Below are 13,377 nucleotides of genomic sequence, written 5' to 3'. Positions count from 1 at the left end.
GGAACGGCTAATTCTCAAACTATCCATTGTGGCGATATTGAGACAAACTATACATTTGAAAAGGCTCAAAAAGTCAGCAAAACTGCTAGAATGGTGGTAAAATATGGCTTACAGCACGACTATCAAGGCAAATATATGTTTGATGGTCAAAAAATGGCAATTGGCGTAGGCGATGTTGAGGTTGATTATATTAAAAATAGATTTAATGAATTTAAAGAGCTTTATCCATACTTGGAGTTTTATGATAAGGCTGAACTAGCTAAAATCGAGCCAAAAATTATATTAAATAGCGATGGTACTCATAGGGCTGAAAATGTGGTTGGTATGGGTGTTAAAAGTGGTGAATATACCACCGTTGATTATGGTGCATTTACAACTACATTTGTAGAAAATGCTAAAAAAGAGGGCGGAGAGTGTGATGTATATCTAAACTCAAAAGTGGATATAATCACTCAAAATGCAGATAAATACTATATCCAAACTACAAATGGTCTATCAATTAGTGCTGATTTTGTCGTAGTAAATGCTGGTGCTCACTCTTTATATTTAGCTCACAAAATGGGATATGGGCTGGATTTTGGCTGTTTGCCTGTGGCTGGTAGCTTCTATTTAACTAAGAAAAAGTTATTAAATGGCAAGGTCTATATGGTGCAAAATCCTAAATTGCCATTTGCTGCTTTACATGGTGATCCAGATATTTTAGCTGATGGTTGCACTAGATTTGGCCCTACTGCTTTAGCGCTTCCTAAACTAGAGAGATATCATGATAATTGGGGAAGTTTCCTTGATTTTTGTAAAACTTTAAATTTTGATTCAGCCATTGCTGGTATATTATTTGATCTATTTAAAGATAGCGAAATTCGCAACTATATTTTACGCAATTTCTTATTTGAAGTTCCATATCTAAACAAAAAATTATTTGTCAAAGATGCTCAAAAAATTGTCCCAAGCCTAAGTACTAACGATATTTATTATGCTAAAGGTTTTGGTGGTGTTCGCCCTCAAGTGTTAAATAAAACGGAGAAAAAATTAATGCTAGGTGAGGCTAGTATAAATCCAAAAACTGGTATAATATTTAATATGACCCCAAGTCCAGGTGCGACAAGCTGTCTTGGCAATGCCTTAAGAGATGTGCGTGAAATTTGCGAATATCTAGGCAAAAACTTCAACGAAGCTAAACTAAACGAAGAGTTATTTGATTAATATTAGGCGGATTATCCCGCCTAAATTCTACTTTATTTTATATTTTTTTCATTATTTATTCTTAAATTTGGTATAATTATCAAAACTTAGGAGCAGATATGAAAAAGACAAAAATCGTAGCAACTATCGGCCCATCTAGCGACTCCATAGATGTGATTAAATCATTAATCCAAGAGGGAGTTAATGTATTTAGGCTAAATTTCTCACACGGCACACATGAGTATCATAAATCCACAATTGATAAGATTAAAGAGGCTTCAAATTCTCTTGGTATTAGAGTTGGAGTCTTACAAGATATTTGTGGGCCAAAGATTAGGGTTGGAGCCTTAAATGAGCCATTTGAGCTAAAGGCTGGAGATAGATTAAATGTATTAAAAGATAGCATAATTGGTCGTAAAAATGGCGAAATTTATGAGCTAAGTATCAATCAACCTCAAATTTTATCTTTGATTAAAGAGGGTGAATATATATATTTATATGATGGAACTATCAGAGCAAAAGTGGTGAAGTGCTCAGCTGATATTATCGAAACCATTATAGAAAATGATGGCATTTTAAGCTCAAATAAGGGAGTGAATTTCCCAAATACGAAGTTAAATATTGATGTTATTACGCAAAAAGATAGAGATGATATGCTTTGGGGAGCTCAAAATGGGGTGGATTTTGTTGCTATTAGCTTTGTGCAAAATGCAAATGATATAATAAATGCCAAAGCTATATTAAGAGAATTTGGCTCGAATGCTAAGGTTTTTGCTAAGATAGAGAAATTTGACGCAGTAGAAAATATCGATAGCATTATAGAAGCAAGTGATGGAATTATGGTAGCTCGTGGGGATTTAGGAATTGAGGTGCCATACTACAAAGTCCCAAGCATTCAAAAATCAATAATCAAAAAAGCCAACGCAACCAATCGCCCAGTCATCACAGCTACCCAGATGATGCTTACAATGGCTAAGAGCCAAAGTGCCACTAGAGCTGAGATTAGCGATGTTGCAAATGCTGTATTAGATGGAACTGATGCTGTGATGCTAAGCGAAGAGAGTGCGGTGGGTATAAATCCAGTAGCAGTGGTAAAAGCGATGAGTGCTACAATAATCCAAAGTGAATCTATCTATCCATATGGTAAATTTGATGAGTTTGAATTTGACGATGAGGCAGATATGGTAGCTAGTGCTAGCTCGCATTTAGCTCAAAGGATCGGTGCTGATGCTATCATATCCATTACTAGTAGCGGATCAAGTGCGATAAAAATGGCAAGAAATCGCCCTACAATGCCTATAATAGCCGTAACTCATGATGAGGCCATCGCTAGAAGCCTTACAATTGTTTGGGGTGTTATTCCAAGCTTGGTTGTTTCTAAAAATCAGCTAAATTTGCTACTAGCTAATACAATAAAAGGCTTAAAAGATGCTGGTTTAATCAACTATGAATCTACATATACTCTTACAGCGGGTTATCCAGCTGGAAAGATTGGTAGCACAAACTACATAAGGATTTTAAGAAAAGACCAAATAGAGTATTATTTAAATGAGGTAAAATAGTGGAGAGATTAAATTTAAAAATTGATAATATTGATCTGATTTATGAGCGTAGTTGCGAGTTGCCGATTGTGGGATTAAAGCTTGTTTTTAAGGTAGCTGGAACTTGTAGTGAAAAAAAATATGGAGTAGCAAAATTAGCCGCTGAATTATTAAGCGAAGGGACGAAAAAGCTTGGTAGTAGTGAGTTTAATAAAGCTCTTGATATGAGGGCTATTATGCTTGGGGCTAGTGCTGGATTTGAGACATTTGAGATTAGCTTGGAGAGTTTGAGCGAGCATTTTGAATATGGATTTGATATGCTTGTGGATTTATTATCAGATCCAAACTACGATAAAGATATATTAGAAAAGCTAAAAACTCAAGCTCTAGGCGTGATCGCTTCATATAGTAGCGACTATGATTATCAAGCTAGTGGCGCATTACAAGAGATTTTATATCCTAACTCACGCTTAGCTACGCCTAGTATAGGAACGCCTAAGAGTATTAGCCAAATAGAGCTTAGCGATATTAAGGAATTTATAGAAGATAGCTTAACTCTTGAGAATATGTTTGTTGTCTTGGGTGGAGATATAGAGTTAGAAAATGTCAAATTCCAAAAGCTTTTTAATGCGTTAAATCATGGCAAAGAAAAAACATTAACCAAGATAGAAGTAAGCAAAAATAAGAATTTAAAGATAATTGATAAGCCAAGCGAGCAAGCTTATATATATTTTGGTTCGCCGATTAATTTTGATTTAAGGGATAAATTTAAGCTAAATGTGGCTATGTTTATTCTTGGTAGTAGCGGATTTGGGTCTAGATTGATGGAGGAGATTAGAGTTAAGCGTGGGCTAGCTTATAGCGTATATTGCTCGGCAAATTTAAATTTAAGCTATAACTCTTTAAATGGCTATTTACAAACTAAAAATGAGAGCAAAGATGAGGCCATAACTCTTATAAAAGATGAGATAGCTAAATTTGTCCAAAATGGAGCAACGCAAAAAGAGCTTGACGCGGCTAAAAATTTCTTGCTTGGTAGTAAGCCTCTTAGCAAAGAGACGCTATTTAAGCGACTTGCAATAGCTCAAAAGGAGCATTATCAAGGCTATGAGCTTGGCGAATTTGATCTAAATTTAGAGCGTATAAAGGCTTTGGGATTAGATGAGCTAAACTCTTTTATATCCAGCTTAGATGAGATTAATTCTCTTAGTATCGCTTGTTTATATAATGAGCAAAAGTAGTGGAGCAAATTAAAGAGCTAAAAGAGCTAGGGATTGCTAGTTTGCTAGATCTAGCTTTGATACTGCCAAAGAGTTTTGAGGATTTGCGTATAAAAAATCAGCCAAATTCAGGCGATAATAGCGTAGAAATAGAGATTAAATCTACGCTTACTCGCCCTAATACGCTTAATGTTTTGGCTTATTGTATCTCTTGGGATTGTAGTGTAAGTATTGTTATTTTTAATGCTAAAGCGTGGCATTATGCCTCATTTAAGCGTGGTAAGAGGCTTTATATCTATGGTAAAAGCGTGCCGTATAATGGAATTTGGCAGTTTAGTAATCCTAAGATTATAACCAAGGTTGGTCAGATTATCCCGCATTATAAAAGATCTATAAAAGATAGCCAAATTCAAAAATTAATTCAAAAATATATAAGCCTTGACTCTTTAATCGCTCAAGGACTTGAGGCTAAAGAGGCTAATGAGATTTTATCTTTACATAATCTTAATGAGACAAATTCGGCTTTAAATTTAACCCCTAAGCAGATGGAAATTTTAAAATTTATTGAAATTTTTAACTATTTAAAAAAGCTTAGTGTAAAAAAAGTGCTATTTAAAGCCACTGCTATTAATCCATATGATATTTCGCAGTGGTTAGATAATCTACCTTTTAAGCCTACTAATGATCAGCTAAAAGCGCTAAATGATATTAAAATCGATCTTGCTAAAGATCTAGCAGCAAAACGAGTAATAATGGGAGATGTAGGTAGCGGTAAGACTTTAGTGATACTTGGTGCGGCACTTTTAAATTATCCAAATTTATCTATTTTAATGGCACCTACTACCATCCTTGCTACTCAGCTTTATAGTGAGGCAATACGCCTTTTACCGAAATTTATGAAGGTGGTATATCTACAAAAAGGCTCAAAAAATATAAATTTAGAAGATGCGAATTTGATAGTTGGTACTCACGTACTCTTATACCAAAATTTACCAAAAAGCACTCTAATAATGATCGATGAACAGCATAGATTTGGCTCAACTCAACGGCAAAAAATCGATGAATTAACTCGTGATGAAAGCCTAAGGGCGCACTTTTTACAATTTAGTGCGACACCGATTCCTAGGACGCTTTGTCTTATTGAGTCTGAGCTAGTTAGCTTTAGCTTTTTAAAGCAAACCCCATTTATTAAACAGATTAAAACGCTAATAATCCAAAATAGCGGATTTAACGCACTTTTAGAGCATATCAAAGCTCAAATTCAAGAAAATAAACAGACAATAATCATCTATCCGCTCATAGAAGATAGCCAAGTAAGCAACTATCAAAGCTTAAGCACGGCTGCTCCATTTTGGTTAAATAAATTTCAAAAGGTCTATATCACGCATGGCAAGGATAAGCAAAAAGATGATATTTTAGAGCAGTTTGCTAATGATGGCAATATCTTGCTAGCTACTACGATTGTTGAGGTTGGGATTTCGCTTCCTAGGCTCTCTACTATTGTTATAGTTGGTGCTGAGAAGTTAGGTCTTGCTTCGCTTCATCAGCTTCGTGGTAGGGTTAGCAGAAATGGCGGAGTTGGCTGGTGCTATCTATATACTAAGCTTGATAATATACCAAGTAGGCTTAAGGAATTTGCTAAAACTCTTGATGGATTTGAGGTGGCTAAGATAGATTTAAAAAACCGCCAAGCTGGAGATATTTTAGATGGGACAATTCAGCATGGAGCTACATTTGAATATTATGATATGGAAGAGGATATAGCTCAAAAAGCCAAAAGTAGATTAGCCGCTTTAAGGGGCAAATAGAGTTTGTGAATTTAGATTTTACTAAATTTTAGTATAATTAGACAAAAATCTAGGAAGAAGTATTGAATATAGATAAAATTCGCCAAAATATAATATTAAAAGATGGAATTTACTATTTTGATTGGACTGCTAGCGGGCTTGGGTATTTGCCTATTGAAGATGAGATAAGGCGAGTTTTAAAGACTTACGCTAACACTCATAGCGAGTGTAGCCAATGCTCAAATATCACGACAAATTATTATGAAAATGCAAGGGCTGGAATTAAAAGATTACTAAATTTACAAAGCGATTTTTTGCTTTTACCATGCGGACAAGGCAGCAGTGCGGCGATCAAAAAATTTCAAGAAATTATGGGAATTTATATTCCACCAGCTACCAAAATGGCGTTGAATATCAATTTTGATAGTATAAGGCGATCTTTGCCTTTAGTGATTGTTGGGCCATATGAGCACCATAGCAATGAGATTAGCTATAGAAGTGGAGCTTGTGAAGTGGTGCGAATACCTCTAGCTAGAGATGGCGGATTACACTGGGGGGAGCTAGATAAAATTTTAAAGATTAACGCTAATAGAAAGATTATAATTAGCATTAGTGCTGCTTCAAATGTAACTGGGATTAAAACTGATATAAAGGCTATAAATTCCATAGCAAAGCGGTATAATGCTGTAATTGCCATAGACGCTTCAAGCTTGATAGCGTATGAGAATGTAGATAGCTCTTTGTGTGATGCTATATTTATATCTTCGCATAAATTGCTTGGTGGGGTTGGTGGTTGCGGGATTTTAGCTATTAGAAAATCATTATTTAATACAAATTTGCCTACATTTTCAGCTGGTGGAACGGTTAGCTATGTTAGCAAAAAAAGTGTGCGTTATTTAGATGATATAGAGCAGATAGAAGATGCTGGAACTCCTGCCATTACTCAGCTTATCCGTGCGTATTTGGCTTTTGAGCTTAGAAATCAAGTGGGACTGGAGTTTATCAAAAATCAAAAAGATAGGCTGATGAGTAAATTCGAATATGGACTATCTCATATAAAAGGGGTGGTAAATTACGCTCCAAAAGATAAGGAAAAACTCGCTATTTTTGCTTTTAATATCAAAGGCATATCGCCATTTGATTTAGCTCAAACTCTAAGCTTGAAATTTGGAATTCAAAGTCGTGCTGGATGCTCATGTGCTGGACCATATGGACATGATCTTTTAGGGCTTAATGATGATGAACCGCTTAGCTTTAAGCCTGGCTGGTTAAGAGTTAGCCTTCACTGGTCTCATAGCGATGATGATGTGGATTATCTATTAAGTGCGATTAATCAAGCTAAAAAATATTTAGCTTGATCTTATCTAAGCTGTAAAATGGCTTAGCGATTAAATAAATTTTGAAGGCCGTTTATGAGATCTTTTGTGCCTTGAGTTTTCTCTTCGTCGCCTTTAAATAGCTTATTTAGTCCACGATCAATCTCTTTTGAAACCTTATCTTTTAGATAGTTGGAGCTAATAGCATACTTTGGCTGGTCGCTTGTGCCTGTGATATTTACAGCTATATCAGTCTTTTCTAAATTTGCTTTAACTGGGATATTTATAGCTTTTGAGGCGGTATCTAAACTAGCAGATGTAATGTTTATATCTGATTTTTGTGAGCTTAGCAAAGCGTTGAAATTAATCAAATTTTTATCTATTATCCCTTTTGTATAGCCATCTTTATAGACTTCATTTGTTATATCTTTTTGAATTGTAGCGCTAATTAAATTTGTAAGATCACTCTTAGCTAATTGCCCTTTGGCTATATCAGCTTTGAAATCGCCTTTGGAGCTGTTTAGATCGTAATTAGCATTTAAAGTAGCCTCCCCTTCATAAAAAGCACTAAAATCTAAAAATTCCAAAAGCTTAGCAATCTCAAATTTAGGTAAGGTTAAATTTGCTTTATTATTCCTTATATCTACTTTGAGTTTTGAGCCGATAAAATCGCTATTTAAAGTAGCATTTATATTATCATTTATAGAGATTTTACCGCTTGGATTTAGTGAGCCATTTAGCTTCATTCCAGTTAAAAACTCTAGCTTATCTAGCCTTGGAATATCAGCGTTATATATGGCTTCAAGGCTATTTTTATTTATATCATAGCTACCATCAAATTTGTTTATTGTGGCTAAATTTGAATTAATCGTAGTGGCAAAATGGATGGTGGAATTGGTAAAAGTGGGTTTGATATGTGCGTTAATGGTGGTATTTTGTGGGAATGTTTTGTTTGTTAGCTCTGTTAAATTTGTCGCATTTAGCACCCCATTTTCTAGTCTTATCTCGCCCTTGCCATTTAAATTAGCAATATCAATGCTATCAAGATTTAGCTCGCCATTTAGCTCACCACTTAAAAGCGGTTTTTGCCCTATCATCAAAAAGAGATTTTGAGCCAAAATATTTTGAATTTTAGCCTTTAATTTGCCATTATCTATATTAGCACTAATCAACCCATCAATAGCCTTAATATCTAAATTTGCACTTTTTAATGGTAATTTTTGATTATTCAAATCCCCTATTAAATCTGCGTTTATAGCGATTTGACCTGTTAGTTTGGCTCCAGAAATATTGCCTAATTTAGCAAGGTCTGGTGCTACTATTTGGGTACTAGCTTTTGCGATTTTTTGCGTTAGATTATAGTTTGCATTTAGGCTATTTATATTTAAAATTTCAGATTTTAAATTCGCGTTTAGATTAGCATCATCGCCCTTTAAATCTGCTTTTATATTTGAGTTAAATGCGATATTTTTATTTATATTTGAGCCAATCATCTTATTTAATTCACTAGCATTAAATAGCCCACCATTTATATCTATTTTTATATCTCCAGCTCTTTTATTAGGGTCATTTAACCCTATTATTGTGGCGTTGCCGTTTATACTTCCATTAGCTAGTGCTGGCATAGATATGAGTTTTAAAAGCTCATTTAATTTAATTTTTTTAATATCTGCTTTTACCTCATTATTTGCCATTTTAGCTGTTATTACGCCGCCTAATCCATTAATATCAGCATCTAAAAACTCTAAATTGGCTCCAACTATCTTAGTATTAGCCTTAGCCGTGATCTCTCCATGTAGTTTTTGACCGATTATAGGCTCAAGTCTAGCCAAATTTGGAATATTTAAATTTATATCGCTATTTAAGGCATTTTCATCAATATTATATATTGAATTTAAAGCTGCGATAACGGCAACTGGCGTGGTAATCACGCTTTTAGCCTTAGCAACTCTACCATCTAAGTTTAAATTTGAGTTTGCTTTTATTGTGAAATTTTGTGGCAAATTTACACCATAATCAGCAGCCACTAACTCGCTATTTACTATAGAATTTGGGATATTTAAAGTAGCATTTCCATTGTAATTTCCATCGTTACTACCAATATCAGCTATGATATTCATCTTGCCTTTTATATATGGCTTTCCTAATGCTATGGAGCTAATTTGTGCTAGTTCAAGCGATTTGGCATCTAGCTTTATCTCAACTGGAGCAAAATTGGCAATTCTAGTAGCAAAACGCAAATTTGACCCAACTATCGTCCCACTACCATTAGCAATAAAATTATTAAATTCGCCTAAAATAGCACCATTTAAGCTTATATTATCTTTAATATCCACCCCAAAACTACTTAAATCGCTTGTGCTAGCGGTGTAGTTAAGGTCTAATTTTTGGGTAAATAGGCTGTAATTACCATAAACTCTAGCTTTTAAGGCATTATTTACACTAACGGTAATATCAAGAGTGCTGATAGATAGCTTAAACTCATCAAGCCTTATATCCATTCCGCTCTTTTGAGATGCTATCTTTTGTATATATGGCTTTGTTATGCTATTTCCAACGCTACTAAAAAGCAGGGTATAAGCAATAGCCAAAAGCACGGCTAAGCTTCCTAAAATCCAGTATAAAACTCTCATCTAAATTCCTTAAAAAAATTTATTTAATTATACTCAAATCTAGCTTAATAAATTAAATTTGCTAGTTATAGAGAAATTTTATTAAGCTTGAGTGGATTAGACTAAATGTTTTTGATAATTTTTATTTAAATTTGGGGTAAATTTATTGACATATATATAAAATTATGATATATTTTCATCACTCAAATATATAGAGTGCTAATTTTTAAGACAAATCATATAAACGAAAGGATAGAGATGAATTTTGAGCCATTAGGCAAGCGTGTGCTTGTAGAGAGGGAAGAAGAGCTTAAAACTACAGCTTCAGGTATTATCATTCCAGATAATGCTTCTAAAGAAAAACCAAGTCAAGGTAAAGTTGTAGCTGTTAGCAAAGAAGCAGAGGGTCTTAGCGTAGGTGATACGGTTGTATTTGCTAAATATAGCGGTAGCGAAATTACGCTTAATGATAAAAAATATCTAGTTTTAAATACAGAAGATATTTTAGGAATTATAAAATAATAAAAGGATAAAAGATGGCAAAAGAGATTATATTTGCAGATGATGCTAGAAATAGATTATATAATGGTGTTAAAAAATTAAGCGACGCGGTCAAAGTAACAATGGGACCAAGAGGACGCAATGTGCTTTTACAAAAGAGCTTTGGCGCCCCAACAATCACAAAAGATGGCGTTAGCGTGGCTAAAGAGATTGAACTGGCTGATACTATAGAAAATATGGGCGCAGGTTTAGTAAGAGAAGTAGCTAGCAAAACAAACGATGAAGCAGGCGATGGCACTACAACTGCCACAGTTTTGGCTCACGCTATTTTTAAAGAAGGTTTAAGAAATATCACAGCTGGTGCAAATCCAATTGAAGTAAAAAGAGGTATGGATAAATTCGCCGCTGCGGTGATAAACGAGCTTAAAAACGCCTCTAAAAAAGTAGAAGGCAAAAAAGAGATCGCTCAAGTAGCTACTATCTCAGCAAATAGCGATACAAGCGTAGGAGATCTAATCGCTGAAGCTATGGAAAAAGTAGGTAAAGATGGCGTTATCACAGTTGAAGAAGCAAAATCAATCAACGATGAGTTAAATGTAGTTGAGGGTATGCAATTTGACAGAGGCTATTTAAGTCCATATTTCATCACAAATGCAGAGAAAATGCAAGTTGAGCTAAGTAGCCCATTTATACTATTATTTGATAAAAAAATATCAAATTTAAAAGATCTTTTGCCAGTTTTAGAGCAAATTCAAAAAACTGGCAAACCGCTATTAATCATCGCTGAAGATATAGAGGGCGAGGCTTTAGCGACTTTAGTTGTTAATAAACTTCGTGGAGTGCTAAACATCTCAGCGGTTAAAGCTCCTGGGTTTGGCGATAGAAGAAAGGCTATGCTAGAAGATATAGCGATTTTAACAGGCGGTGAAGTCATAAGCGAAGAGCTAGGTAGAACTTTAGAAAGTGCTAGTTTAAGTGATTTGGGTCAAGCTGATAGAGTTGTAATTGACAAAGATAACACTACAATTGTAAATGGTGCAGGCTCAAAAGATGCAATAGATGCTAGAATTAATCAAATCAAAGCTCAAATTATCGAAACTACAAGCGATTATGATAAAGAAAAACTTCAAGAAAGATTAGCCAAATTAAGTGGCGGTGTGGCAGTTATCAAAGTTGGCGCTGCGACTGAAACTGAAATGAAAGAGAAAAAAGATAGAGTAGATGACGCTCTAAATGCTACAAAAGCAGCAGTAGAAGAGGGCATCGTAATAGGCGGTGGTGCTGCTTTAATCAAAGCTGGCAATAAAGTGGATTTAAATTTAAGCGGAGATGAACTAATCGGAGCAAATATTGTCAAGCGTGCCCTATTTGCCCCACTTCGCCAAATCGCTGAAAATGCAGGGTTTGATGCAGGAGTAGTAGCAAATGCAGTAAGCACAGCAAATAATACAAACTACGGATTTAACGCTGCAAGCGGAGAGTATGTAGATATGTTTGAAGCTGGGATTATAGATCCGGTTAAAGTAGAGCGTGTGGCACTTCAAAATGCTGTGAGCGTGGCTAGCTTGTTACTAACTACAGAGGCTACAGTAAGCGAAATCAAAGAGGATAAACCAGCTATGCCAGCAATGCCTGATATGGGCGGTATGGGTGGAATGGGCGGTATGATGTAAGCCCGATTTGGCAGCCTTTTTGGCTGTCAAATTTATATAAATTTTTATATAATTCAGATTTTTAACACAATTAAATCATAAATTCTATCATTAACACAACTTAATTCTTATTTATTCATCGTAACAAAACAAATATATTGAAATTGGATTTTAAAGATTAAATTTGATAATTTTTACGGCAAAAAGTATGCTTTAGTATCGATATAATTTATTTTTTATTATAACTTCGCAGTGGAGCTAAGCTCCACCCACTTGACCCCGCACTCTTGCGCTTTGTACTCTTTTTGAGAAGGTTCCTGCAAAACCAGCGAATGCGACCCCTTTAGGGGTGGTTTCCTTGAGTGGGGTTACCTATGCTTTTTGGCTCACTAGTAAAACTAGTTTCGCCACGCTCTACTGAAGTCCCCACAATGGGGTACCCCTTATTAAAATCCATGGCGTAATCCACCCATTAAAAGCCTTTTAAGATTGTTATTCTACGCACAGATTTAATAAAATTTGTAATTTCTAAAATGCTTTTAGTTATTACTAGCGAAGTATTTAATGTGAAGTATGGTAGCCTTTAATAACCAAAATACTCATTAAAATATCCTAAAAATAATCTTTTAATTTTTAAAATTTTATCTAAATTTATCAAAAATTAAGCTTAGATTAATGGGGGGGGTATAATGCCTACCTTGAATTTAAATCATATAAGGAGAATTGTGAAAATATCAAAAATTGTAAGTATGGCAATAATTAGCTTTGGTCTAGATAGCTCACTTTATGCCAATACCCCTAAAACGATGATGTGCCGTCTTTATGGATTGGAGTGTATTAATTTTGATATAACCACCATAGATAGTAGCGCAAGTAAGGATATTAGGAGTAAAATCGAACAATACATAGATAAAATGGAAAAAATCCATGAATACTCTGATGTAAGGGCTCTTGGCGAGGCTTTAATAATATGGCATAGCACCCTTAAATACTTTGGCGATAAGCTAAATATAGATACAAATTCGCATAGGGAGTTTTTATTAAGCCAAGCATGGGAAGCTTTACACCCAGATGAAAAAGCAAATATAACCTACGCAATACAAAATATATATGATCATATTACTGGAGATAAAAAATTAGATATAGGCGATCTTGACTATGATCCAAAAAATCCATCTAATGTATATGATATTCCAAGAATAGCGCAAGAAATATTTAATAATTCAATTAAAAAATTAGAAGCCTTGGGTAATGAGACAATCAAAGATGTGATTAGTGGATTGGAAAGACCTACAACTCCAGCAACTAACCCAAGCAATAATTAAAATTCAAATAACCAAAATGGTGGTGGAAATTCAGCCGCAGCAAATAACCAAGAGAGCAATACAAACACAAATGAAAGTGCTAGTAACCAAAACTCAACTAATCAAAATAATAACCCAACCAACAATGAAAATTCAGCTAACCAAAATAACACCACAACCCAAGTTGATCCAACCAATAACACAGATGAAATTCCTAAAGAAGTACAAGATGCGATCGATGATATTATCGAAGAGATTAACA

Annotated in this window: 9 protein-coding genes; 8 read left to right on the top strand and 1 reads right to left on the bottom strand. The window is 34.7% G+C overall.

The annotated features are described in order from the left end of the window. The 5 genes from CSUIS19073_RS07530 to CSUIS19073_RS07510 form a co-directional block, all read left to right on the top strand. A partial coding sequence (locus CSUIS19073_RS07530; protein ID WP_337214400.1) for an FAD-dependent oxidoreductase occupies positions 1-1,203 on the top strand: 1,203 nt, incomplete at its 5' end. 98 nt (positions 1,204-1,301) lie between these two features. Continuing rightward, a complete protein-coding gene (gene pyk, locus CSUIS19073_RS07525) occupies positions 1,302-2,744 on the top strand; it encodes a pyruvate kinase (protein ID WP_086242531.1) in 1,443 nt (480 codons plus the stop codon). Beyond that, positions 2,744-3,964 (top strand): M16 family metallopeptidase, encoded by a 1,221-nt coding sequence (locus CSUIS19073_RS07520; RefSeq protein ID WP_086237648.1) that lies wholly within the window; start codon positions 2,744-2,746, stop codon positions 3,962-3,964. The genes pyk and CSUIS19073_RS07520 overlap by 1 nt, the downstream gene beginning before the upstream one ends. Continuing rightward, a complete protein-coding gene (recG, locus tag CSUIS19073_RS07515) occupies positions 3,964-5,751 on the top strand; it encodes an ATP-dependent DNA helicase RecG (RefSeq protein WP_086242532.1) in 1,788 nt (595 codons plus the stop codon). Before CSUIS19073_RS07520 ends, recG begins: the two co-directional genes overlap by 1 nt. Before the next feature lie 62 nt (positions 5,752-5,813). Beyond that, complete coding sequence (locus CSUIS19073_RS07510) at positions 5,814-7,088, top strand: aminotransferase class V-fold PLP-dependent enzyme (protein ID WP_086242533.1); 1,275 nt, start codon at positions 5,814-5,816, stop codon at positions 7,086-7,088. A gap of 23 nt (positions 7,089-7,111) precedes the next feature. On the opposite strand, the gene CSUIS19073_RS07505 is transcribed toward CSUIS19073_RS07510, so the two are convergent. Beyond that, complete coding sequence (locus CSUIS19073_RS07505; protein WP_086242534.1) at positions 7,112-9,679, bottom strand: hypothetical protein; 2,568 nt, start codon at positions 9,677-9,679, stop codon at positions 7,112-7,114. Positions 9,680-9,916: 237 nt separating this feature from the next. Between CSUIS19073_RS07505 and groES the strand changes: the two genes are divergently transcribed. The 3 genes from groES to CSUIS19073_RS07490 all read left to right on the top strand — a co-directional run bounded on the left by groES (position 9,917) and on the right by CSUIS19073_RS07490 (position 13,136). Further along, positions 9,917-10,180, top strand: coding sequence for a co-chaperone GroES (groES, locus tag CSUIS19073_RS07500; protein WP_086242535.1), 264 nt, complete (start codon positions 9,917-9,919; stop codon positions 10,178-10,180). Between the two features lie 14 nt (positions 10,181-10,194). Next, a complete protein-coding gene (gene groL / locus CSUIS19073_RS07495) occupies positions 10,195-11,832 on the top strand; it encodes a chaperonin GroEL (RefSeq protein ID WP_086242536.1) in 1,638 nt (545 codons plus the stop codon). Between the two features lie 704 nt (positions 11,833-12,536). Next, positions 12,537-13,136, top strand: a complete 600-nt coding sequence (locus CSUIS19073_RS07490; protein WP_086242537.1) for a hypothetical protein — start codon at positions 12,537-12,539, stop codon at positions 13,134-13,136. The last annotated feature ends 241 nt before the right edge of the window (positions 13,137-13,377 follow it).

This window comes from Campylobacter sp. RM19073, from assembly GCF_024723495.1.
Taxonomy (GTDB): Bacteria; Campylobacterota; Campylobacteria; order Campylobacterales; family Campylobacteraceae; genus Campylobacter; species Campylobacter porcelli.
This window is presented reverse-complemented; position numbering and strand designations above follow the sequence as displayed.